Genomic DNA, 22411 nt, shown 5'->3' with positions numbered 1-22411 from the left:
GTCGTGAAGCCCGCCCGCGTCGCTCGCGCGCCGCCATTCGTAGTCTGGTATGCGCTGTGGCCGGCTTACGCCTTGCCCGCAGCAGCCGCGACGACCTTCTGAGCCGCCTCTTCCATGCTGTCGGCCGAGATGATCGGCAGACCGGATTCGGCGAGCATCTTCTTGCCCAGGTCTTCGTTCGTGCCCTTCATGCGGACCACGAGCGGCACCTTCAGCGACACGGCCTTCGACGCCGCGATCACGCCTTCCGCGATCACGTCGCAGCGCATGATGCCGCCGAAGATGTTGACCAGAATCGCGGTCAGGTTCGGGTTCTTCAGCATGATCTTGAACGCTTCGGTGACCTTCTCGGTCGTCGCGCCACCGCCGACGTCGAGGAAGTTCGCCGGTTCGCCGCCGAACAGCTTGATGGTGTCCATCGTTGCCATGGCGAGGCCAGCGCCGTTCACGAGGCAGCCGATGTTGCCGTCGAGCGAGATGTATGCGAGGTCGAACTTCGACGCTTCGATTTCAGCCGGATCTTCTTCGTCCAGATCGCGGTAAGCGACGATTTCCGGGTGACGGAACAGCGCGTTCGAGTCGAAGTTGAACTTCGCGTCGAGTGCGATGACCTTGCCGTCGCCGGTCAGGATCAGCGGGTTGATTTCGGCGAGCGATGCATCGGTTTCCCAGAATGCCTTGTACAGGCCTTGCAGGATCGCGCGAGCTTGCGGGATCGAAGCGTCGGGCACGCCGATCTTCTTCGCGAGGTCGTCGGCTTCCGCATCCTTCAGGCCGGTCGACGGATCGACGGCAACCTTGTGGATCAGCTCGGGCGTCTTTTCCGCGACTTCTTCGACGTCCATGCCGCCTTCGCTCGATGCCATCACGACGATCTTCTGCGAAACGCGATCGATCACGAGACCGACATACAGTTCCTTCTTGATGTCAGCGCCTTCTTCGATCAGCAGGCGGTTCACCTTCTGGCCTTCCGGGCCGGTCTGGTGCGTGACGAGCTGCATGCCGAGGATCTGTTCCGAATACTCGCGAACCTGTTCCAGCGACTTGGCGACCTTCACGCCGCCGCCCTTGCCACGGCCACCCGCGTGGATCTGAGCCTTGACGACCCACACCGGGCCGCCCAGCTCCTGCGCGGCCTTGACCGCATCATCCACCGAGAAGACCGGCTTGCCGCGCGGTACCGCGACGCCGAATTTCCGCAGGATTTCCTTACCCTGGTACTCGTGAATCTTCATGCGTGATTCCCTTCAGTCTGAGAGTTGGATTGAACTTCGTTTCCGCTGCCGCCGTTCATGCCGGACGCGCTGCCGCGTTGTGCCTCGCGGCCCGCCGCATCGCCTGACGAGGCCGCGCGCTGCTCCGGGCGCGGCGCGTGGCCATACCAGCGCGGATAAAACCGTTGCACCGCTTCGCCGTCGAAACGCAGCGCGTGGCAGCGTCCCAGCTGGAATGGCGGTTTGTCGTTGGAATGCTCGCCCGTGCTATCAGGCGATTCGTCTCCTGAACCCGTGTTCGCGCCCGATGCGCTGTCAGCGGTGTTCCACACGTCGCCGGCAAACGCCTGAATCGCGGCGGTCGGCAAGACCGCGCACAACTCGGTGAGATGCGTGCAGCCAGCCGTGCCGGCCAGCAAACGGGCAGCATCGCGACGGAAGTTGTGGAGCAGATTGAGCCCGATGAGGGCGCGATAGGCGGAATTGCTGGCCTGGCACGAGCTCGGATAGGGCACCCAGTCGGACGACGCTTCGGCGTCGACGACGTTGAGCTTGCGATCGATCGTGATGCGAAGCCAGAGCTCATGGATCGGCTGACCATTGGGCCGGACACCCGACGCAAGCTGCACATCGCGCGGCTTTTTGTCGGTCAGGCACGCTTCCACGTCCCACAGGCCATCTGCTCGCTCGTAAGCTTCCGCTCTGATTGCGCGACGATGACGCAACTGACGGGACACTGGCGGGGAGAGCGACATGCGGGAAGGAAAGGCCGGATTGGAAAACCTACGGATTTTAGCATAACGGGTATTTGGGACAGTCCCGATTGCGTCCCCGCCCGCTGGGCTGTAGCGCGGAAAACGCTGCCCCGCCTGTCTTTTTGGCGTGCCGCCCGCGTGGCGCTTCCTGGTTTTCCGCTCGCTGTGCGGCTAGTCGCCGTCCCACATCTCGTCGATGCCTTTGAGGATCTTGCCGATCGTCGCGCCGGAAAAGCCGCGCGAGGCGAGAAAGCGCGCCTGCTTCGCGCGCTCGGCCGGTGTACCCGGCAGTTCGCCGAATTTCTTGCTCCAGACGGCCCGTGCACGGGCGAGTTCGGTGTCGCGCAGTTGCGCGGTCGCCTCTTCGACAAGCGCGGGATTGAGCGCATGCTGCTTCAGTTCGCCGAGGATGCGGCTCGTGCCCAGTCGGGACGAGCGCCGGTGAATCAGGCTTTCCGCGAAACGCGAGTCGGATAGCCAATTCTCGGCTTCGAGCGAGTCGAGCACCGTGTCGAGCGAATCGGTTTCCTCGACGTAGGGTTTCAGCTTGCGCGCAAGTTCGGCGCGGCTATATTCGCGGCGCGACAGATAGCCGAGCGCACGCGCTTTCAGCGAACGGGCCGGGCGTTGGGATTTTCTGCTGCCGTCTTCGTCGGACTGCCCCGGCTTCGCTTCACCGGGTTGGCGGCGTGAGCGGGTGTAGGTGTCTTCGGAGAGGGGTTGGGAATCCGGCCCGGAGAAATCGGGGCTGGACGCCGCAGAGGAAACTCGAGACCGAGTACGCTGCGGGCCGCGACCCGCAGCGTGATCGTGGGCGTCGAAGGATTCGAACGGATCGGAGGGATCGCCCTGCTCGGGCGATCCCTCCGCTGCATCGCGCGGGCCGTCCGGGTAACGCCCGGAGTCGGAGCTGGAACCTGAACCGGACAGCGGCCGGCCTTTGCGTATCACCTGATGCTTACTCTTCTTCGTCCGCGGCTTACTCTTCTTCGTCCGCGACTTCAGCGTCCGCGCCGGTCACGGCATCTGCCATCGCGGTGACGCCCAGCGATTCGCGGATACGGTTTTCGATTTCGCGCGCGATGTCCGGATTTTCGCGCAGGAATTCACGCGCGTTGTCCTTGCCCTGGCCGATCCGTTCGCCGTTGTAGCTGTACCATGCGCCAGCCTTATCGACGATCTTGGCCTGCACGCCGAGGTCGATGATTTCGCCCTGACGCGAGATGCCCTCGCCGTACAGAATGTCGAAAATCGCTTCGCGGAACGGCGGCGACACCTTGTTCTTGACGACCTTCACGCGCGTTTCGTTGCCGATCACTTCGTCGTTCTTCTTGATCGAACCGATACGGCGAATGTCCAGACGCACCGACGCGTAGAACTTCAGCGCGTTGCCGCCCGTGGTGGTTTCCGGGTTGCCGAACATCACGCCGATCTTCATGCGGATCTGGTTGATGAAGATCACGAGGCAGTTCGTGCGCTTGATCGTGCCGGTCAGCTTGCGCAGCGCCTGCGACATCAGACGCGCTTGCAGACCCGGCAGCGAGTCGCCCATTTCGCCTTCGATTTCCGCCTTCGGCACCAGTGCCGCGACCGAGTCGATCACGATCATGTCGATCGAGCCCGAGCGCACGAGCGCGTCGGCGATTTCGAGCGCCTGTTCGCCGGTGTCCGGCTGCGAGACCAGCAGATCGGCCACGTTCACGCCGAGCTTGCCCGCGTACTGGATGTCGAGCGCGTGTTCCGCGTCGATGAACGCCGCGGTGCCGCCAAGCTTCTGCATTTCGGCGATGACCTGCAGCGTCAGCGTGGTTTTACCGGACGACTCCGGACCGTAGATTTCGACCACGCGGCCACGCGGCAAACCGCCGACGCCCAGTGCGATGTCGAGGCCGAGCGACCCGGTGGAGACCACCTGGATGTCTTCGACTGCCTCACCTGCGCCGAGCCGCATGACCGACCCTTTGCCGAACTGCTTTTCGATCTGCGCGAGCGCGGCGGCAAGTGCCTTGCTCTTTTCAGCAGTCAGTCCAGCCGAGCCTTTCTTGCTTTCTTCCATGAATCGTCCTTTGCTATGATGAACGGCGTCTGAGGCAGGTGTGCGCCCAGGTTCCAGCCGGATTCGATACAAATTCGGCACGGTCCTGAGAACGGCACACGAAACGCAGCCACTGTATAAAAAAACAGTAGTTTTGGCAAGCGCGATTGTCATGCGAACGCGCATTTTTACTGTCGCACTACCTCAACTACCCACAATGATGTTCGGAGACCGCTGCGCGCCGGGGCGTCCCCCACGGTGCCGGCAAAGCCAGGCTGGCGCATCATGCGAATTCTGATAGCCGAAGACGACAGCATACTCGCGGACGGTCTGCTTCGATCACTCCGCCAATCGGCCTATGCCGTCGATCACGTCAAAAGCGGCGTGGAAGCCGATACGGCGTTGTCAATGCAGTCGTTCGACCTATTGATCCTCGATCTGGGCCTGCCGCGCATGTCCGGCCTCGAGGTGCTGCGCCGCCTGCGCGCGCGCAATTCGAACCTGCCCGTGCTGATCCTGACCGCCGCCGACAGCGTCGACGAACGCGTCAAGGGGCTCGATCTCGGCGCCGACGACTACATGGCCAAACCCTTCGCGCTCAACGAACTCGAAGCACGCGTGCGGGCGCTCACGCGGCGCGGCGCGGGCGGCGGCCCGACGGTCGTGCGGCATGGCTCGCTGTCGTTCGACCAGGTCGGCCGGAGCGCCTATGTGAACGAGCAGGTCATCGATCTGTCGGCGCGCGAACTCGGCCTGCTCGAAGTGCTGCTGCAACGAATCGGCCGGCTCGTCTCGAAGGAACAGCTCGTCGACCATCTGTGCGAATGGGGCGAGGAAGTCAGCAACAACGCGATCGAGGTCTACGTGCACCGGCTGCGCAAGAAGATCGAGCCGAGCGGCGTGCGCATCATCACCGTGCGCGGGCTCGGCTACTGCCTGGAAAAAGCGGCGCCGCCCGCGAACGCGAGTCCGGAAAGCGCGGGCGCCGGCGCAAGCCCGCCCCCCGGCACAGCCGCGGCGTCCACGGGCGCCCCCCTCGCCGGACCCGGCCCGTCCAGTTCGCCGGCATCGGCGGGATCGGCCGCGATGCCGGCGAGCCACCACTACAAATAGAGGCCCGCGATGTCCGCACGCGCTGACCGTGCCCCGGCGCACGCGGCGGACCTCGACGAGGCGCGCGACGCGCGCTACGCCAACCCGTTCGCCCCGCCCGACGAAACCGAAGCCGCCGCCGAGGCGCGCCCGCGCTCGCTGTTCGGCGAAATTCTCGACTGGATGCTCGCGCCGCTGCTGCTGCTCTGGCCGATGAGCCTCGCGGTCACCTATCTGGTCGCCAAGTCGATCGCGAACGGCCCGTTCGACCGCGCGCTCGAAACCGACGCCTACGTGCTCGCGCGCCAGATCCATCCGGTCAACGGCGTCGCGGAGCTGTCGCTGCCCGACTCGACGCGCGATTTCCTGCGCGCGGACAACGTCGACAGCGTGTTCTACCAGGTGCTCGGCACGCGCGGCGAACTGGTCGCGGGCGAGCGCGACATGCCGCTGCCGCACGAAGAAGACCGGCCGCAACCGGGCATCGTCGAATTCCGCGACGACGTGCTGCGCGGCAACGACATCCGCGTCGCCTACACGACCGTCGAGTTTCCGCAGACGCGCGACGCGCAGCCCGTGCTCGTGCAGGTCGCCGAAACGCTCGACAAGCGCAGCCAGCTCGCCAACGACATCATCAAGGGCGTGATCCTGCCGCAATTCGTGATCCTGCCGCTCGCGATCCTGCTCGTGTGGTTCGGCCTGTCGCGCGGGCTCGCGCCACTGCATGCGCTGCAGGCGCACATCCGCGCGCGGCGCCCGGACGACCTGTCGCCACTCGAAGCGCAGCGCGCGCCGCCCGAAATCGAGCCGCTCGTCACCTCGTTCAACGATCTGCTCACGCGCCTCGAACAGAACATGGAGTTGCAGAAGCGCTTCATCGCCGACGCTGCGCATCAGATGAAAACGCCGCTCGCCGGCCTGCGCACCCAGGCCGAGCTGGCGCTGCGGCAGAACGCGTCGGCCGAGGTGCATCGCTCGCTCGAACAGATCGCGACCAGTTCCGAGCACGCCGCGCGGCTCGTCACGCAATTGCTCGCGCTCGCACGCGCGGAAAACCGCCGCTCGGGACAGATCTTCACGCCGGTCGAACTCGGCGAACTCGCGCGCAGCGCGGTGCGCGAATGGGTGCAGCCCGCGCTCGCCAAGGAGATGGACCTTGGCTACGAGGCGCCCGACGAGCCGGTCGAAGTGGCCGGCAATCCGGTGATGCTGCGCGAACTGCTGTCGAACCTGATCGACAACGCGATCCGCTATACGCCGGCGGGCGGGCGCATTACCGTGCGCGTGCGCAACGACGCGGCCGCGCGGCTCGTGCATCTCGAAGTCGAGGACACCGGCCTCGGCATTCCGGCCGCCGAACGCTCGCGCGTGGTCGAGCGCTTCTACCGGATTCTCGGCCGCGAGGGCGACGGCAGCGGCCTCGGGCTCGCGATCGTGCGCGAGATCGCGGCGATGCACGGCGGCGAGATGACCATCGACGACAACGTCTACCAGGAGTCGCCGCGACTCGCGGGAACGCTCGTGCGCATCAGCTTGCAGGTGCCCGAACGGGGGCGGGACTTACCCTAACGCGGCCTGACGTCAGGTATCGCACATCCGCAATTTTGAGATACACGCTCGACAATTAGGCACAATTAAGCGTGTCTTGTGCGACATTGAACGCATGTTGACGGTTCGTTCGCCGATTTATCAGGGACATCCCCTGCCCGGCCGCCGCGTCAGTAGGCCGTAAGTTTCCACTCCAATAATCGGTTGCACGGGAACGCCTGAGCCGGCGATCCGTGTGCATATCAATATGGGAGACGACCTATGGCTACCGTTGGCGGGCAAATCTCGCACGTGCCGATGACGCGCGATGAGAAGCGGGTGATCTTCGCATCGTCGCTGGGCACGGTTTTCGAGTGGTACGATTTTTATCTGGCCGGCTCGCTCGCGGCCTTCATCAGCAAGAGCTTTTTCTCCGGCGTCAATCCGACCGCGGGGTTCATCTTCACGCTGCTGAGCTTCGCGGCAGGCTTCGCGGTGCGGCCGTTCGGCGCGATCGTGTTCGGGCGTCTCGGCGACATGGTCGGGCGCAAGTACACGTTCCTCGTCACGATCATCATCATGGGCCTGTCGACGTTCCTCGTCGGCTTCCTGCCCGGCTATGCGTCGATCGGCATCGCTTCGCCGGTGATCTTCATCGCGATGCGGCTGCTACAGGGCCTCGCGCTCGGCGGCGAATACGGCGGCGCCGCGACCTACGTCGCCGAACATGCACCGGCGAACCGGCGCGGCTTCTACACGGCGTGGATCCAGACCACCGCCACGCTCGGCCTGTTCCTGTCGCTGCTCGTGATTCTCGGCGTGCGCACGTTCATGGGCGAAGACGCGTTCGGCACATGGGGCTGGCGTATTCCGTTCATCGTGTCGATCCTGCTGCTCGCGGTGTCGGTGTGGATTCGCCTGCAACTGCACGAGTCGCCGGTGTTCGAGCGCATCAAGGCCGAGGGCAAGACCTCGAAGGCGCCGCTCTCCGAGGCGTTCGGCCAGTGGAAGAACCTGAAGGTCGTGATTCTCGCGCTGCTCGGCTTGACGGCCGGCCAGGCTGTGGTCTGGTACACGGGCCAGTTCTACACGCTGTTCTTCCTCACTCAGACGCTGAAGGTCGACGGCACCAGCGCCAACATCATGATCGCGCTCGCGCTCCTGATCGGCACGCCGTTCTTCCTGTTCTTCGGCTCGCTGTCGGACAGGATCGGCCGCAAGCCGATCATCATGGCCGGCCTGCTGATCGCCGCGCTGACGTACTTCCCGCTCTTCAAGGCGCTCACGCACTACACGAACCCGGCGCTCGAAGCGGCGACGGCGAAGTCGCCGATCGTCGTGATCGCCGATCCGGCCGAGTGCTCGTTCCAGTTCAACCCGGTGGGCACGGCGAAGTTCGTGACCTCGTGCGACATCGCGAAGGGCGCGCTCTCGCGGGCCGGCCTGAACTATGACAACGTCGCGGCGCCGGCCGGCACGATCGCGCAGATCCGCGTGGGCGACACCGTCGTCAACACGTTCGACGGCCACGCGCCCGACGCGAAGGAGCAAACCAAGCTGTTCGAGACGACGCTCGCCGCGACGCTGAAGGCCGCCGGCTATCCGCCGAAGGCCAACCCCGCGCAGATCAACTGGCCGATGAGCATCGTGATCCTGACGATCCTCGTGATCTACGTGACGATGGTGTACGGGCCGATCGCGGCGATGCTGGTGGAGATGTTCCCGACGCGCATCCGCTATACGTCGATGTCGCTGCCGTATCACATCGGCAACGGCTGGTTCGGCGGCTTCCTGCCGGCGACCGCGTTCGCGATCGTGGCGGCGAAGGGCAACATCTACTCGGGGCTCTGGTATCCGATCGTGATCGCGGTGGTCACCTTCGTGATCGGCATGCTGTTCGTGCGCGAGACCAAGGACTCGGATATTTATGCGAAGGATTGAGGGGGTGTCTGGGGACTGTGCTCAGGTAGTAGTCCGGGCTGTCTGAAAAAGTTGTGGGCCGGGGGTTGACAGCTTCCGGCTGCGTCAGCATAATCTCGCTTCTTTCGGCGAATTAGCTCAGTCGGTTAGAGCGACGGAATCATAATCCGCAGGTCCGGGGTTCGAGTCCCTGATTCGCCACCAGTATCAAAAAAGCCCTGATTTTTCAGGGCTTTTTTCTTTTCAGCGATACGCTGGGGGGTCCAAAGCGGTGGTCCACTCTTACTGAGTGAACCCATGCGCCTAGCGTCGCACCTTCGCCGTTCTCGACACGGCGTTTATTCGTTTCGCCTCGTCCTGCCCTCCCCGCTTCAAGCCGCCCTCGGCCAGGGGGAAATCAAACGCTCCCTGGCCACGAAGAACCCGGCCACCGCCCGCCTCTTAGCCTACGCGCTGTCGGCTAAACTCATCCCCATCATTGATCAAGCGAGGCGGCTGGTGGCATTCGATCCCGACAACATCGACGCGCAGGCGATTCGCCGTCTCATCGTCGAGGGCCTGCGCATCGAGCCAAATGGCGTCGTTTCGGCGGATCGGCTCGAAACCACGCCAGGCCGCGAGGCCGAAGAGCTGCGCGAGTTCGCGGCCATGGCCGAGCGGATGCACGCGAGGAACCGGCAACGCATGGCGGGCGAGCCGAGCGCGGCGCAGCTCGCAGAGCGCGACGAGCTGGCGGCGGCGATCGGGCTCGCGCCACGAGCGCCCGTGGCTGTGGATGTGCCGCAGAAGCTCGACGAAGCGATCGCCGCATGGCTCTCGCACCTCGGGGCGTTAGCGGGCTCGACGAGAAAGGCTTACGCGACCGCACTCGCCGGGCTCGCCCGCGCGATCGGCGGCCCGGACACGATGGTCCACGCGATTTCTCGCGGCCAGTGCATCCGCTACGCGGAGGGGCTGCTCGCACCAGGGGCCAACGGCAAGCCTCTGAACCCGAAGACCGTCCGCTCGCAGATCAACGCGTCCGAGCTGTTTCTCAGGTGGGCGGTCGGCAATGGCCGGCATCCCGGCCCGAATCCGCTTGAAGGGGTTGCCCGGCCCTCGCCGACGCGAAGCGACGAGGGCGGCGCAGAGGCGTTCACGCTTGACGAGCTGCGGCTGATCTTCGAACCAGAGCGATACAACCGGGCCAAGAGGCCGCATCAGTTTTGGGCGCCCCTGATCGCCCTGTTCACCGGGGCGCGAGCAAACGAGATCGCGCAGCTTCGCTTGTCGGACCTTGAAGAGGTCGACGGCCTGCCGTGCATTCGGATCGACCACGATCCGCGCGGCGACAATCCGACGCGCACCAAGAACGCGGACTCTGTGCGAACGATCCCGATGCACCCGGAGCTGATTCGCCTGGGACTGCTTGCTTATGCGAAGGACGTCAAGGACTCGGGCGGCGCGCGCCTATTCCCGCACTTGCCCATGGATTCGCTCGGCAAGCGGGAGAAATACATCAGTCGCGACTTCAACGAGAAGCATCTTCCGGATGTCGGCGTCCATCAGCCGCGCCGCAAAGTGTTCCACAGCTTCCGCGACACGGCCGAGACGGCGTTGCACGCCAGCGGCGCGAACCCGGTGCAGATTGACGAATGGATCGGCCACAAGGCCGAGGGGATGGGCGCCTCGCGCTACAAAGCGAAGTTCACGCCCGCGCAGCTCGCCGAGCTGGTGTTGCCAAGGCTCCAATATCCCGGGCTCGACCTGGACGGTTTGCGCTACTCGCCGGGACGATGGAACGATTGGCTGGCGAAGAATTTGCGGCCATGAAAGGCGGCACGGTTTGCGCGTCGACGAGTTAAGCAAACTCGAACTTTCACACTGACGCCACTCGCAATCGCTTTCGCGCCCGGGCCGTCTCCGCCCCGGGCCGCGACCTGTCAATGGTCCACGGTTCGCGGCAGACGCGAGGCTCTGCTTATCGGAAATCGCACAACGTTCGTGGCTGGCGTCTCAATCGCTTCCGCCTGGCTCGAAAGAAGCTCACGAAGAAGCGCAGGCTCGACACGCATCTGACGCGCGATGTCTTCCTGTGAAATGCCAAAGGACTCGCGCAACACCTCAACGCTGTCCACAACCAGCTCCGGTTGCTCTGGCTGCATCTTCACGTCCTCCACCTCGACTCTCGCTTCGCCGTGCCGTGTCAAACCGATAACGCCGCTCCTGTATTGCTCATCAGAAAAGACACCCAGTTGTCTTCCTCGGTAAAGTGCCGCCGCTTTCGAAACGCCCCATCTCATCTTGATCTCGGACAACGCTGCCCAGTTCAACCGGCTACCGCGCAGCGCAGCGCGGCACTCGGGGGCGAAATACCGACCGGGCATGAGAAACGAACTGGCAAAACGATTTGCCTGGGACTCCGTCATTTTGTCGCCCGTCTGCACACCAACGTGCAAAAAGAAGTGCCCCACTTCGTGCGCGATACCGAAGCGCGTTCGGCAAGCCGACCTCCCCTCCGGATTCACGCCGATAACCGGCCTGCGGGTGGCGAACGAGATCGCGTCGATCTCCGAGGCCAACCCGTTCAGCGGAACCACGACAGCTCCCGCGTTCTCCGCAACGCGGGTCATGTTCTGGATTGGGCCGAGCCCGAGGTCCCAATGAGCGCGAGCGCGCTCGGCCGCGCGCTCAATCGAATCCGCCGACGAGCCATCGCCCTCGTCGAAGTTGTATTGCGGCAGATCAAGATGCTCTTCGAGCGCGTTAACCATTCGCTTCAACAGCTCGCCCTTCGCTCGCGCCACTTGCCGCAGCGCGACCTTTGTCGTGAGTTGCTTGCGAAAATGACACTGCTCGTCGGCAATCGGCATGGGGTCCGGCTCCATGAAGAACTCGGGCAGGACTTTCAGCTCGGAGCAGAAGGCGTCGACGAGCGCGGTTGTCGGCGCGTCGACGCCCGCCTCGATGCGGCTAAGAAACTGCTTTGAGCGTTCAATCCGCTCGCCCAGCTCTTGCAGGGACAACCCGTGAAATAGACGCGCCGTGCGCAGGTTGGACCCGATGAACATCATGACGTGACAGCGGCGTCTTCGTCGCCTGCGTCGGAGCGCTTCGGAGCGACACGCGGCTTGCCCATCTCCTTGGGCGGCGGCGTCTCGGCGGCGACAGCATGCAGCGCGCGAGCAGTGTCGGACACCCACTTGCACTTCACCACGCCCGCAGAGTCTTCGCCCAAGAAGACGACGCGCGGGTCATCCGCCTCGGCGTAGCCGCCGTCAAGCACAAAGCAGAACTTGCAGGGAACGCCGCTTTCAACTTCACCAAAGAAGCCCTGCTGAATCGGCGTGGCGTCGAGAACCGCCGGCTTCGTCGGGTTGGTCGGATCGTCAGCGGCGAAACGGCAAGGAATGCCGCCGATTGTGAAGACCAGATCATTGCCGCCATGGCGCAGATCCAACCAGTCGTGTTCGCCCGACAGCGCCGTCGATTTGAGCCGGTTGCGTTGGCGGCCAAAACGAGTGCAGCCCCGCGTGTAGCCGTCGTCGTAATCACTTTGCAGCGCCGTGGCGGTCGAGAAGTGCTCAGCGATGAGAATGGACGCAATGACAGACAAACGATCGGCGCTCAGCGCCGGGTGAAACGCTTCGGGAAGAGGAAGGGACATTTAGGCGCCGTTTCTTGAATGTGCATATCGGGAAGAACGTCAACCGGATTTTTGTGCAAATTCTCGAAAACGTCAACGGAAATTTTGAAGGCGCCCGAACCGTCGTCGTGTCGAGACCGCCAACACGCGCTCGGATTCGCTTTGTTGCTGCTGGCCAACCTTCATCGATTCCCGGGTCAAGGGCGAGCGCGAGCGCTCGGCGCAGCACACCCTTGACGCGTGACCGCTGCGGAGAATGGCGAATGGTTGTGGGCGACGCTTCTGCGCCCGCAATCATGGAAAGCCGCTTTTGACTCCGGGGAGCGCTCCCGCGTCAAAGCTTCGAGCGTTGCCGCGTCTTGGCCGGCGCTGACGGCAGAGATTCGGACAAAACGCGATGTTCAAGCTCCGCGCGCAGCCTTTCCACCTGTTCGCGCAAATCTTCGCGCTCGCGGGCAATCGCCGCGAACTCCGACAGCATCCTGAGCGCCGACCGGCGCGCCTCCGGCGACAAATCGGCGATCAGCTCGGCGATTTCCGCGCCGTCTTCGCCTGATTTTCCCCGGTATTCCCCGAAGAGCGCGGAAATGGGGCAATGAAACAGCTCGGCGAATTGCCCGAGCCTGAACAACGTCGGGGCGATGCTGCCCGTCTCTATGCGCGAGACCGTCTCTTTTTCGAGACCCAGCAGGTCGCCGACGCGCGCCTGGGTGTATCCCGCAGCCTTTCTTTGGGCGGCAATGGCCGCCCCCACTCTTTTGGCGAGTTCTTCGCCGACGCCCTCGCCTTTCATGGCTTCCTCCCCGCTTGCTGCAAAAAAACGACGTTTCGCGTCATTCTCGCTACGCGGGACGTTCATAAATTGACGTCTGGAGTTACGATATAGACGCCTTGGATCAATTTAAGGCTGGCGGACGCTCGCGTCGGCCGTTTTGAGCAACGATTAGCGAGAACAACATGAAGAGAACAATCATCGCGGCCCTGGCCGCGGGGGGTCTTGCCGCCTGCGGCGGCGGGGGTGGCTCGCCGGGCGGCAACGCGTCGACGGGGGCCGGCTCAGGCAGCTCCACGAACGCGTCGACTGTCGCGCTCCTTTCGGCTCCGGGCGCTTCGGCCTCTGGCGTTTTCTCCGCCACCGGCGACACCGCGACCGACGCGCTCGGCTACATCAACAACATGCGCGCACAGGTCGGCCTTGCCGCGCTGACGTCGCAATCGGGCGTCGCGCAAGCGGCGGCCAACCACTCGCTCTGGGAGCAAGACAACAACACGGTGGGACACGTCGAGACTTCTGGTCAGACTGGCTACACGGGCGCGACGCCCAGCGACCGCGTGAACTTGTATTACTCGACCAGCTCGGTCGGCGAAGTCACCGCTGGCTTCTCCGGCCCCTTCGCAAGCTCGACGGAAGCGATCGAAGCACTTTTCGACGCGCCCTTCCATCGCGCTGTGATGTTGTTCGACTCGGTCCATGCGGGAGCGGGTGTCGCGAACGCGACGAGCTCGGCCCAGCTCTCGACCCTCACGGTCGACTTCGCCGACTATAAGCAGGTCATCGCGGATAACCAACTGGTCGCCTGGCCGTATAGCGGCATGACGGGCGTGAACACGGGGTGGTTCGCGAACGAAAGCCCGAACCCGGTCGCGGCGCAGCCGGCGTTGGAAAGCACGGTGGTCGGCTACCCGGTGACGCTCACGGGCGGCGACAACGCGGCGTTCTCGAACGTGTCGTTCACGATCACGGATGCCTCGGGCGCGAACGTGCCGTGCATTGAGACAGACAGCTCGAACAACTCCGACGCGACGCGCGAGGCCATGTGCGTGCCGACCGCGAGGCTTGCCAAGAGCACGACCTACACGGCCAAAGTCTCGGGCACGCTGACGAACACCTCGCTTGCCGCGACCTCGTTCTCCGTGAGCTGGCAATTCACGACCGCAGCGACAGACAACACGCCTATCGGCGCGCCGACATCCGCCAGCACGCAGAGCGCTAGCGGCGCTCGCGCGTTCGAGCAAATCACGCCCCCCCGCGTCATCCTCAATTGAGAGCTTCCATGAACCAAAGAATTCAACGAAACAAAATTGCCGTCGTCCTCGCGCTCGCCACGTCGGCGCTTTTGTCCGCTTGCAGCGGCTCGCCGAGCGAAGACGACGTTCGCGCCGCACTGGAAAAACAGGTCGACGTGGGGCGTCAACAAGCGGAGCAAATCGCGGGCAAGAACTCGTTCGTCGACCAACAAGTGGCCGAGCAGAAGAAAGCCGTCGCCGACGTGAAGTTGATCGGCTGCAAGGCCGATGGCGACAAGGCCTATGTGTGCGACATCCAGGGGAAAGTCGGCGCGGCTCGTATCCGAATGCTCAAAGGTTCGGACGGCTGGCTCGCCGCCGACGCGGACAAGGGCTAACGCGATCGCCCTCCAACCTGTTGATCTATCCGTCGAAGCGCGCGGTTGCCACCGCGCCGACCTTCGCGACCAACCAACGCTAAAACGATCATGGACCTTTCATCAATCGCGGCCTCCGCAGCGATCGCCGCGTCAGCCGCGAGCTTACCCGCGCCTGTCACGCAGCCCGCCCTGCCGGCGCAAGCTGATGCACCCGTCTACATCGTCGGCGAGCAATGGACCTTCCGCTACACCAACGATCTTGAATCGACAAAAAACTCAACGTTCGCGCAAACCGTCTCGCGCGTGGAGGGCGGACGCACAGAGATCAATGGCGGATCGATCGTTCTCGACGCGGGCGGCAACAACGTCAAAACAGCCACCGGCACGTTCGAACCGAGCGACGGAAAACTTCAATTTCCGATGTCGGTCGGCAAGACTTGGTCGTCTTCGAGCGTCTATCGATCCGGCTCTTGGGCGTCTGACGTCGAGCGCCAAGCCAAGGTCGTCGGCGTCGAACAAGTCGAAACGCCAGCCGGCGTGTTCGCCGCGTTCAAGATCGAAATGACCGCAAGTTGGTCAGGCACAGAAGGCAATCGCGGCGAGGGCACGGCCCGCGAGACAGACTGGTATGCGCCATCGGTTGGGCGAGTGATCAAGATGGACTACTTTGACCGACCCTCGCACGGCGCGCCGACACCAACGCACGTCGAATTGCTCAAATTCTCCAAGCCTCAATAGATTCCTTCAAAGATAGTCCCCTTTCGCTGGTGTGTCTGAAAATCGCGCGCGCCAGCGCTTTTTTATCGGAGCAAATATGCAAAACCAAAAACTCGTCAGCGAGCAAGTTCAAGAAAAGCGCGGCTTGGCCTTCGCAAAATTTTTCGGAGTGCTTGGATTTTCGATGTTCATGCTGATTCCGCTTATCAACGCGATCATTGGCTTGTTCATCGTCATTTTTTTTGTGATGAAAATCATCGCCGCAAGCGCGCAACGCACAAAAGATCTTTTTTGGGTGTTCGTCGGGGCGGCTGTGTGCATGTTCGGCTTCTTCCTTCCCGCACTTTGCGATGGGCCGACGTCAGCGGGCATGAAAATGGGCTTCTTCTTAGAGTTCGTGCTGAACATTTGCGTCGCGATCTTTATTGTCAGTGGCAAGCTCTCGCATTTGATCAAACCCGCCGGACAGGCCTGAGTCAGCAAAACCAGCCACGATTGCCTCGGACGGGCTCATGCCCGATTGGCCGCGAAAGCGGCCTTTTTTAATCTCGAATCGACCTGTTGTTCCGCGCTCGTGGCGCGAGCGCTTCAAGCAAGCCACTCTGCGTCCAGGCTCACAAAGTTCGCGGACGCAGCGACCCGCACGCCGCCGAGCCGCTCTCGCCCAACGCCTCGCCGATCGCGCCGCCCTCCTTCTCGGCCAACGCGCAGCGCAACACCTGGCGAATCGGCTCTGCGTTTTCGTCGCTGCGCTCCAACGCCAAGTCGAAGGCCGACTTCCCCTCCTTGTCGACGGCCAGCGGATCAGACAATGGAGCGAGAAGCTCCACGGCCTCGGGCCAACCACCGCTCGCGGCCAAGTGCAATGCCGTTTTCCCACGCCTATCCTTCTTCCCGGCATCGGAGGCCGGCAGGAGCGCTTTGAGGCACTCGACCGCCCCGGCGTTCGCTTCTTTGGCGGCCCACATCAAAGCCGTCCGGCCATCACTGTCCATCGCGTTCGGCTCGGACGTGGGCAACAACAGTCGCACGCACTCGACGCTTCCCGTTTGCGCGGCCAAGATCAGCGGCGTTCGCCCCCAATCGTCTCGCAATGTCGGGGCCAACCGGCGCTGGCGGCTGCCGCCCGGCCTGGATTCAATGGCCGCCAACAGCAGCTCGACTCCCTCTGCCCAGCCCATGCCCGACGCGATCATCAACGCGGTTGCTCTGTCTCGGCTCCGGCGGGTTGGGTCCACGCCGGGCAGCAGCAGCTTCACGCACTCGACCTTCCGCGACGCGGTCGCCAACATCAACGTCGTCCAGCCGTGCGCGTCGACCGACGCGACGCCAGCCCCGCGCGCGAGCAGATCGCGCATGGATTTCGCGCTCCCTTTGCGAGCGGCTTCACGCAGCTCGTCGTCGAGCCGCTCCAAGTGTTCGATCGCCGGCCCCTTCACTGCGCAGCCTCCCCAAGCTGTGTTTTCCCCGCACACCCTCGCTTTCCGATTTGCTCCCCGCCTCGCCGAACGTCGACAACCTCTCGACCCGCCGGCTGCGCGCGAGCGCCTTGCTCGACGGGCACGCCGCCACGCGACCGCGCCTTTTCTGGCGAGAGCAGGCATCCTTGATCGGGCCAAACGCGTCGCGGGTCAAGCCTTGCGAGCCAAGCTCCGACGAGCGGCCGCAAGCCGCGCCGCGACGCGAAGGAGCGCGCGCCGCGCGCGAAGAAACGCGTCGACAACCGCGCGGGGCAGCCGTGCCAACTTGCGCCTCCACCAAGCCTCTCGGACTTCCTCGATCCACGCGAGGCCGCGCGGATCGTCTTCGCCCCGCGCCTCCCTCAGGCTCGCTTGAAGCCATTCGCCATCGGGGTCCGCCGCTTCGCGAACATCCCCTGATTTGCTCGCGCCAAGCGCGAGCGCCTTCTGCTCGTTCAATTTCCGTTTGCTTTTTCGTCGCTTCGTGGCTCTCATGTCGTCCCCTTGTGATGATTTCTCTTGGACCGCTTGCGGCGCTGGGCCGCCCCCCGTCAGCGCGACGGCTGCGCCTTGGCATTCGCCGAGCCGCCATCGTCGCCGTCGCCCTCGTCTCCGCTTTTGTCGCCGCCTCCGTTTTCGCCAAGCTCAGGAAAATCGGTCGCAAGCAGGTTGGCGATCGTTGGATCCATCGCGGCTTGTCCGCCGGTCGCGGAAGAGGCGCCAAGTTCTGCCGGCGCGCTCATGGCGCGGGCGGCGCTTGGCGGCGCGGCGCGAGGCGCATTTGCCTCGGTATCAGACGCTTTCGCCATGTCCGGCTCGCTCGGCGCGCTCGCCGGCTTCGCGGGCGCGACGCCGATCCCGAGCGTCCAAGGCGCAGGGGCATGAGCCCGCCGCGCGCGGCGAAGTCGGACGATCGGATAGAAAAGCTCGTGCGCGTCGCCGTCAGCGACAACAAGGAGCTTGACGCCTTTGCCATCCCGCGTCGGACCGAGCCGCGACGCAAGCTCCGAGGGCGAGTAAAGCGGAACACTTTCGCGAGAGAACGAAACCGTCTCGGAGCGCTTTGCGCTGTCGATCGAGACCGACACATTCCTTCGCTCGTGTTCGCGCGAGCCGAGGTTTTTGCAGAGTTGCTCGGCTGTCTCGCCAGGGGACATCTGCCCGACGACCAGAGTCCCGCACATCGACGTCAACGCGCGCACGAGCAGCAGACCGTGGACCTCTTCCAACTGAGCAAAATCTTGGCAAGCGACAACGCAGCGCACTCCGCGCGAGCGGCCGACCTCGAACAGCGCGCGAATCGGAATCTTCCCGGCTTGTGGCAGCTCATCCGCGATGAACCAGAGCTTGCGCGACGGGTCGTCGCGCATCTCCACGCTGTTCACTCGCGCCGCGACGGTTCCCACGACAGCCTCAACGTAGCTTTTCGTGAGGTCGGCATAGCTGCCGTGCCCCTGGACAATGATTTGCCGCCAGCGCGACTTGCCATCGGCCCATCGCCGAAAGCTGATCCGGCGCTCCGGAGGCGTCGCGCCCCAAGCGCTCGCGAGGTCGACAATCGGCGCGCAAAACGACGCCAAGTTAATGAGAATCCCTTGCGTCGTGATCGACGCCTTCTCGACCGCGCGCACGGCTTCGGGATGCCAGCGCCTCATGATCGCCAGAAGCTCAGGCTGCGAGAGGAAAAGCAGCCGGGCGAGATGCGCCCATCCCCATTCGCGCCCTCGCGTCGCCCGCAGATAAACCAGCAAGCCGACAAGCAGTTGGCGAGCAGCGTTCGCCCACATCGGGTCTGAGCTTTCGCGGATCATCGCGGCGGCGAAACGGCGCATGTCCTGCAGGTTGCGCAGGTCGCGCGCGAGGTCCCACGCCAGCGAGCGAGCGTCCCAAGGAGCCAGGATGGCGGGCCGGACGAAAGCCTCCGTGAACTCCCCCTTCGGGTCGAAGATCAGCGCTTGGTCGCCCGACTCGACGACGCGCCTGAGCAATGGCCGAAGAAACGTCGACTTGCCCGAGCCGACGCCGCCAACGATCAGCGTGTGGCGCGTCCACCTGTCCGCCGGCCACGGCACGCCGGGCGCGATCGGATGGTCTGGCTGGCGTTTGGCCTGCGCCGCGACCTTCGCCCGCAGTTTGCTCGCCGCTGCCCGGCGCTCATGCCGGGACGGGCCGCGAAGGAACGCAAGGCCGTCGCGCGGGGCCAAGCCGCGGCGAGCCGTCAGCGCGGCGGGCGCGCACGCCGCGAGCGCGGCGACAACGACACGCCACTCGACCGCGAGGCGCCCCGTCGGCGCGAGTCCGCTCCAACGCGCGGCGCAAGCCCTCGCGCCGTCCGCGAACAAGCCAGGGGGAAGCTGGTTGGCCGCCAGCTTGGCCCAACAGAGCGCGTGCGCGCCCAGCGAGCCCGAGGGCGCCGGCAGCCCTGGCAAGTCCCTCCACAACGCCGCCAGCGCGAGCGCCCCGACCGCGGCCCCCTCCACCGCGGCCAACCTCAACCAAGCCGCCCAATCCGTTCGTTTGACGCTTGGCGCGTTCGCGCCCGCCCCGTGTCTAGGCCCTTGTCCCATGCGCGGCTCCCATGCCTCGAAAGCCTCCAAATCCTCCAATCGCGCCGCAATCCGGGGCGTCGGCGACGAATGTCGACGGACGGCAACCATGCCGTTCGTCTGGACAAACCTGGGAAAACCCCAATCGGCGGATTTAGGGTCAGCTTTCCGCGTCGCGGAAGGCACTCACCCAAGTCGACCCAGGAGGCGTATGACTACTCACGCGACAACACAACAAATCATCGATGCATTCAAACAACTCACCCCGAGACAGCGCAAAGGCCTCCGCTTCGCGGGAGACAGGCTCTCGGAAGCCATGGGGTCCGACGGCGGCTGCGATCTCCTGCAAGAGGCGCTCTTGCGCATGCTCGACGGCAGGCGCAAATGGCCGCTCCGCATCCGGTTCGACTTCTATGTCTATCGGGTGATGGACAGCATCGCGCACAGCGAGCGCAAGCTGCACAGGCACGAACTGGGGCTCTCGTCCTCGTTCGACCATTGCGACACGGCTGGCGGCTGGCGATGCCCCGGCCCGACGCCGGAGCAAGCGGCAATCGCCGCGGAGGAGCTCCGGCTCGCGGCGCGCGCGGCGCTTCGCGCTCGCCTCTCCCTCGGGAGCGATCTCGACCGCGCGGTGCTCGACGCCTTGCTCGACGGCGAAACGCCGGCCGAAATTCGCGCGGCTTTGCGGCTTGCGCCACGCGATTACGAGCTCGCCAGGCAGCGCGTGATGGCTCGCCTTCGCGCCGTTGGGTTGGCGGAAGGCATCGCCCCTGCCGCTCCTGCGAAGCCCAAGCCGAAAGCGAAGGGCGATGACGACGAAGCCGGCTCGCCGCCTCCGGCCAAGCCCTCGCCGCGACGGCGCAGATAGCGCCGCGCGCAACGCCCCGCCAGAATTCGGCGGGGCGTTTTCGTTTGTCTCCGACTTACGACCGTCGCCGACCCGACCACACGGGACCGTTGGGAAAGACGCCCGCGCGCAAAAATGGCGACGGCCTCGCAGCCATCGCCATTCGCGGTTCGCTTGCGCGTCAATCGACGAGATCAAGCAAGTCTTCGCGTCCGAAATTGACGTATCCGTTGAACGTCGACATGTCCGAGTGGCCGACCGCGCGCATCACCTTGTATGGTTTGTCTGGGTTAAGAAGCAACAATCGCGTCGCGCCTTCGTGGCGCAGGTCATGGAAGCGGAAGTCGACAAGTCCCGCCCGCCTGGAATGGACAGCAAAGCGTTGGGAGACGTGGTTCGGGTTCCCTAGCGCGACGAACATCGGCTGAGCGCCATCTGGCTGCAATCTCCGGAGCACGCGCAAAATTCGTCGCGCTTTTTCGCTCAGCGGCACCTCGCGACTCTTTTTGGTCTTGGTGTGTCCAGCGGGCATCAGCCAAACCCCCTTGTCTTTCCCTTCCTTGTCCTTGAAGAAATGGAACTCGTCCCATTTGGCGAACATCAACTCTTGCAGGCGCGCAGCCGTCTCGATCGCCAGCAACACAAGCAGGCACAAAAAGCGCCCTTCTTCGTTTCTCTGGCGGCAGAGATGCTGGATGAGCGCGCGCTCCTCCTTCGGAGCCAGCCGGCGATGGCGGGGAATGTCGTAGCCTTCGGGAAAGAGTTGCGAGAAGTGAGGAAACACCGGAGGCTGGACGTCAAGCTGCGCGGCGCGCCAACTGATCGCCAGCGACATCAAGCACAAGTGGGAAAAGATGCTGTTGTGGGAAAACGGGGCGCCGCGTTTCGACGGCAATTCCCGCATTTTGTTGATGTATTCGTCGATCCAGCGCAGCCGAACGTCCCCGACTTTGTGGCCGGACACATGCTTGGCGACAGTGGGCGCGAACCCCGGGTGGCGCTTGCTCGCCCACTTGCTTTTCGCGAACTCGGCGACGATATCGCCGAGGTCCTCGGCCAGCAAATCCGGGGGCAGGGCAGGCTCGGCCGCCTTCGCGACGAGCGCTCGCAGTTCGTGGTCGACGCCCTCGCCGAAATCACGAGCCGCCTGCCACGTTCCGAAGGTTTTGCTGACGGTCTTTTGGCCTGGAACACGAATGGTCGCCTGCCATTGGCATTGACCGTTTTTTTTGACTCTCTTTGAAAGGCTAAGCATGGTTTGGTCTCCCTTTGTGGATGAAATGCCCCCTCGACAATCCTCTAAAAAAAGGGGGATTCAGGACGCCTCACGCGATGCTGCAAATCTTTGTGAATTGAAAATTGCAGCAGCGTTTGGCGCCGACCGTTTACTCTCGAAAAAAGTCTTTGTGCGCAATAGCTTGGAATTGCTAAATCAACATCGAACCGTATGGCGCGTTGCTGAACGCCAGTGGGTTTTTTGGTATCTAATACTTAAACCCGCCTCTTTATAGTCGAATTTGAATTGGAATCGAAAGGCTACAAACCTTTAGTCTGAAAAAGACCCCAAAAATTGGCCTCAAAAGCCTTTGCTGCGACTTGCCATTGCAGCAAAAACAGTTATTAGCTGCCGACGAACGGTTCAATAAATGATGAGAAAAGGGGCCTTGGGCTTCGAGGCGAGTCTCGATCCGCGCGCGCTCGAAACTGCCGGCGGTCGGCGAACGGGGAAGCAAACCATCGAACGCCGCTCCGGCGGAGGATATGGGGGTTTAGCGTGTCCTCGGAGGGCAAATGGAGCGAAAGGTCGAAGCAGACGAGCAAGCCGCAGCGCCCATGGAGCGGATGAAAAGAAGGATGACGGCCGATGAGGCCAAGAAGTCCCTCGCGCAACAATACCGAATCGAGTCGGCGTTTGTCCGCGTGGCGCAGTTGTCAAAGATCCTTGGCATCGCCGCGCCGACGATTTACACGGCGATGCGCGAAGGCCGCTTCTTTCTTCCGCATCGCATGCTTTGCTCGATGCCCGCCGTGCGCCTGGACGACCTCGCCGAGTGGTATAGCTCACAAGAGCAACCGTCGCCGAAGGTCCGACGCCAAGCGGACGAGGAGTCCCCTGAATCCATCGAGCAGGCTCGGCAGAACAGCGAAGCGCGCGATGAGATCATCGCGCGGGTTTTGGCGAGGGTGACAGCCAAACACGCCGCCAGCGGCCACGGCGCCAAGGCGAGCCAAACCGCGGCCTCCGGGGCGCGGGAAACAAAACGGCGCCCTCGCCCTCGTTGA

22 protein-coding genes and 1 tRNA gene are annotated in these 22411 nt (G+C 63.8%); 12 read left to right on the top strand and 11 right to left on the bottom strand.

Annotated features, from left to right (window positions below; translation table 11 throughout):
- Nucleotides 1–65: 65 nt before the first annotated feature.
- The 4 genes from sucC to recA form a co-directional block, all read right to left on the bottom strand.
- A complete protein-coding gene (gene sucC / locus F3J19_RS11115; RefSeq protein ID WP_167040782.1) occupies nt 66–1235 on the bottom strand; it encodes an ADP-forming succinate--CoA ligase subunit beta in 1170 nt (389 codons plus the stop codon).
- Entirely contained in the window at nt 1232–1969 is a 738-nt protein-coding gene (locus F3J19_RS11110) for a DUF2889 domain-containing protein (RefSeq protein WP_167040779.1), read from the bottom strand. Before F3J19_RS11110 ends, sucC begins: the two co-directional genes overlap by 4 nt.
- A 171-nt stretch (nt 1970–2140) precedes the next feature.
- Nucleotides 2141–2920 (bottom strand): recombination regulator RecX, encoded by a 780-nt coding sequence (gene recX, locus F3J19_RS11105; RefSeq protein ID WP_167040776.1) that lies wholly within the window; start codon nt 2918–2920, stop codon nt 2141–2143.
- Between the two features lie 28 nt (nt 2921–2948).
- Complete coding sequence (gene recA, locus F3J19_RS11100; protein ID WP_013090445.1) at nt 2949–4025, bottom strand: recombinase RecA; 1077 nt, start codon at nt 4023–4025, stop codon at nt 2949–2951.
- A 264-nt stretch (nt 4026–4289) separates the two neighbouring features.
- Here recA and F3J19_RS11095 point away from each other — a divergent pair, with 264 nt between their 5' ends.
- The 5 genes from F3J19_RS11095 to F3J19_RS11075 all read left to right on the top strand — a co-directional run bounded on the left by F3J19_RS11095 (nt 4290) and on the right by F3J19_RS11075 (nt 10355).
- Nucleotides 4290–5117 (top strand): response regulator transcription factor, encoded by an 828-nt coding sequence (locus F3J19_RS11095; RefSeq protein WP_167040773.1) that lies wholly within the window; start codon nt 4290–4292, stop codon nt 5115–5117.
- Between the two features lie 9 nt (nt 5118–5126).
- Nucleotides 5127–6665, top strand: a complete 1539-nt coding sequence (locus tag F3J19_RS11090; protein ID WP_167040770.1) for a sensor histidine kinase — start codon at nt 5127–5129, stop codon at nt 6663–6665.
- Between the two features lie 240 nt (nt 6666–6905).
- A complete protein-coding gene (locus F3J19_RS11085) occupies nt 6906–8564 on the top strand; it encodes an MFS transporter (protein ID WP_167040767.1) in 1659 nt (552 codons plus the stop codon).
- A gap of 106 nt (nt 8565–8670) precedes the next feature.
- Nucleotides 8671–8747: transfer RNA gene (locus F3J19_RS11080), tRNA-Met, on the top strand.
- A 93-nt stretch (nt 8748–8840) separates the two neighbouring features.
- Nucleotides 8841–10355: a site-specific integrase gene (locus tag F3J19_RS11075; RefSeq protein ID WP_167040764.1), complete on the top strand. Its 1515-nt coding sequence runs from the start codon at nt 8841–8843 to the stop codon at nt 10353–10355.
- A gap of 110 nt (nt 10356–10465) precedes the next feature.
- On the opposite strand, the gene F3J19_RS11070 is transcribed toward F3J19_RS11075, so the two are convergent.
- The 3 genes from F3J19_RS11070 to F3J19_RS11060 all read right to left on the bottom strand — a co-directional run bounded on the left by F3J19_RS11070 (nt 10466) and on the right by F3J19_RS11060 (nt 13027).
- The gene (locus F3J19_RS11070) at nt 10466–11596 is read right to left on the bottom strand and encodes an XRE family transcriptional regulator (RefSeq protein WP_167040761.1); all 1131 of its coding nucleotides are present in this window, start codon (nt 11594–11596) and stop codon (nt 10466–10468) included.
- Nucleotides 11593–12189, bottom strand: coding sequence for a hypothetical protein (locus tag F3J19_RS11065; RefSeq protein WP_167040758.1), 597 nt, complete (start codon nt 12187–12189; stop codon nt 11593–11595). The genes F3J19_RS11070 and F3J19_RS11065 overlap by 4 nt, the downstream gene beginning before the upstream one ends.
- Before the next feature lie 313 nt (nt 12190–12502).
- Nucleotides 12503–13027 carry a helix-turn-helix domain-containing protein gene (locus F3J19_RS11060; protein ID WP_240158888.1) on the bottom strand — a complete coding sequence of 175 codons (525 nt, stop codon included), beginning with the start codon at nt 13025–13027 and terminating at the stop codon, nt 12503–12505.
- A gap of 98 nt (nt 13028–13125) precedes the next feature.
- On the opposite strand from F3J19_RS11060, the gene F3J19_RS11055 reads away from it, so the two are divergent.
- From F3J19_RS11055 to F3J19_RS11040, 4 genes are all read left to right on the top strand, one after another.
- The gene (locus F3J19_RS11055; protein ID WP_167040755.1) at nt 13126–14214 is read left to right on the top strand and encodes a CAP domain-containing protein; all 1089 of its coding nucleotides are present in this window, start codon (nt 13126–13128) and stop codon (nt 14212–14214) included.
- Nucleotides 14215–14222: 8 nt separating this feature from the next.
- On the top strand, nt 14223–14573 hold the full coding sequence (locus F3J19_RS11050; RefSeq protein WP_167040752.1) for a hypothetical protein: 351 nt from the start codon (nt 14223–14225) through the stop codon (nt 14571–14573).
- Between the two features lie 90 nt (nt 14574–14663).
- Nucleotides 14664–15293: a hypothetical protein gene (locus F3J19_RS11045; RefSeq protein WP_167040749.1), complete on the top strand. Its 630-nt coding sequence runs from the start codon at nt 14664–14666 to the stop codon at nt 15291–15293.
- 76 nt (nt 15294–15369) lie between these two features.
- A complete protein-coding gene (locus tag F3J19_RS11040; RefSeq protein ID WP_028224484.1) occupies nt 15370–15747 on the top strand; it encodes a hypothetical protein in 378 nt (125 codons plus the stop codon).
- Between the two features lie 139 nt (nt 15748–15886).
- Here the strand turns inward: F3J19_RS11040 and F3J19_RS11035 are convergent, their stop codons facing one another.
- From F3J19_RS11035 to F3J19_RS11025, 3 genes are all read right to left on the bottom strand, one after another.
- Nucleotides 15887–16687, bottom strand: a complete 801-nt coding sequence (locus F3J19_RS11035; protein ID WP_167040747.1) for an ankyrin repeat domain-containing protein — start codon at nt 16685–16687, stop codon at nt 15887–15889.
- A gap of 216 nt (nt 16688–16903) precedes the next feature.
- The gene (locus F3J19_RS11030) at nt 16904–17191 is read right to left on the bottom strand and encodes a hypothetical protein (RefSeq protein WP_167040745.1); all 288 of its coding nucleotides are present in this window, start codon (nt 17189–17191) and stop codon (nt 16904–16906) included.
- Nucleotides 17192–17283: 92 nt separating this feature from the next.
- Nucleotides 17284–19161 (bottom strand): type IV secretion system DNA-binding domain-containing protein, encoded by a 1878-nt coding sequence (locus tag F3J19_RS11025; RefSeq protein ID WP_240158887.1) that lies wholly within the window; start codon nt 19159–19161, stop codon nt 17284–17286.
- A gap of 328 nt (nt 19162–19489) precedes the next feature.
- Between F3J19_RS11025 and F3J19_RS11020 the strand changes: the two genes are divergently transcribed.
- On the top strand, nt 19490–20149 hold the full coding sequence (locus F3J19_RS11020) for a hypothetical protein (RefSeq protein ID WP_167040743.1): 660 nt from the start codon (nt 19490–19492) through the stop codon (nt 20147–20149).
- A gap of 160 nt (nt 20150–20309) precedes the next feature.
- Here F3J19_RS11020 and F3J19_RS11015 read toward each other — a convergent pair whose 3' ends face one another.
- Complete coding sequence (locus tag F3J19_RS11015; protein ID WP_167040741.1) at nt 20310–21383, bottom strand: site-specific integrase; 1074 nt, start codon at nt 21381–21383, stop codon at nt 20310–20312.
- Between F3J19_RS11015 and F3J19_RS11010 the strand changes: the two genes are divergently transcribed.
- Entirely contained in the window at nt 21382–21639 is a 258-nt protein-coding gene (locus F3J19_RS11010) for a hypothetical protein (RefSeq protein WP_167040739.1), read from the top strand. The genes F3J19_RS11015 and F3J19_RS11010 overlap by 2 nt on opposite strands.
- Nucleotides 21640–21919: 280 nt before the next feature.
- Entirely contained in the window at nt 21920–22411 is a 492-nt protein-coding gene (locus F3J19_RS11005; protein WP_167040737.1) for a hypothetical protein, read from the top strand.

Source organism: Burkholderia sp. Ax-1724, assembly GCF_011752995.1.
Taxonomy (GTDB): domain Bacteria; phylum Pseudomonadota; class Gammaproteobacteria; order Burkholderiales; family Burkholderiaceae; genus Paraburkholderia.
This window is presented reverse-complemented; position numbering and strand designations above follow the sequence as displayed.

Coding starts and splice junctions, on each gene's coding strand:
- F3J19_RS11010 (WP_167040739.1), top strand. CDS start 21,382: ATGGTTTGGTCTCCCTTTGTGGATGAAATGCCCCCTCGACAATCCTCT.
- F3J19_RS11020 (WP_167040743.1), top strand. CDS start 19,490: ATGACTACTCACGCGACAACACAACAAATCATCGATGCATTCAAACAA.
- F3J19_RS11065 (WP_167040758.1), bottom strand. CDS start 12,189: ATGTCCCTTCCTCTTCCCGAAGCGTTTCACCCGGCGCTGAGCGCCGAT.
- sucC (WP_167040782.1), bottom strand. CDS start 1,235: ATGAAGATTCACGAGTACCAGGGTAAGGAAATCCTGCGGAAATTCGGC.
- F3J19_RS11055 (WP_167040755.1), top strand. CDS start 13,126: ATGAAGAGAACAATCATCGCGGCCCTGGCCGCGGGGGGTCTTGCCGCC.
- F3J19_RS11060 (WP_240158888.1), bottom strand. CDS start 13,027: ATGAACGTCCCGCGTAGCGAGAATGACGCGAAACGTCGTTTTTTTGCA.
- F3J19_RS11045 (WP_167040749.1), top strand. CDS start 14,664: ATGGACCTTTCATCAATCGCGGCCTCCGCAGCGATCGCCGCGTCAGCC.
- recA (WP_013090445.1), bottom strand. CDS start 4,025: ATGGAAGAAAGCAAGAAAGGCTCGGCTGGACTGACTGCTGAAAAGAGC.
- F3J19_RS11095 (WP_167040773.1), top strand. CDS start 4,290: ATGCGAATTCTGATAGCCGAAGACGACAGCATACTCGCGGACGGTCTG.
- F3J19_RS11075 (WP_167040764.1), top strand. CDS start 8,841: ATGCGCCTAGCGTCGCACCTTCGCCGTTCTCGACACGGCGTTTATTCG.
- F3J19_RS11110 (WP_167040779.1), bottom strand. CDS start 1,969: ATGTCGCTCTCCCCGCCAGTGTCCCGTCAGTTGCGTCATCGTCGCGCA.
- F3J19_RS11070 (WP_167040761.1), bottom strand. CDS start 11,596: ATGATGTTCATCGGGTCCAACCTGCGCACGGCGCGTCTATTTCACGGG.
- F3J19_RS11040 (WP_028224484.1), top strand. CDS start 15,370: ATGCAAAACCAAAAACTCGTCAGCGAGCAAGTTCAAGAAAAGCGCGGC.
- F3J19_RS11005 (WP_167040737.1), top strand. CDS start 21,920: ATGGAGCGAAAGGTCGAAGCAGACGAGCAAGCCGCAGCGCCCATGGAG.
- F3J19_RS11015 (WP_167040741.1), bottom strand. CDS start 21,383: ATGCTTAGCCTTTCAAAGAGAGTCAAAAAAAACGGTCAATGCCAATGG.
- F3J19_RS11085 (WP_167040767.1), top strand. CDS start 6,906: ATGGCTACCGTTGGCGGGCAAATCTCGCACGTGCCGATGACGCGCGAT.
- F3J19_RS11090 (WP_167040770.1), top strand. CDS start 5,127: ATGTCCGCACGCGCTGACCGTGCCCCGGCGCACGCGGCGGACCTCGAC.
- F3J19_RS11050 (WP_167040752.1), top strand. CDS start 14,223: ATGAACCAAAGAATTCAACGAAACAAAATTGCCGTCGTCCTCGCGCTC.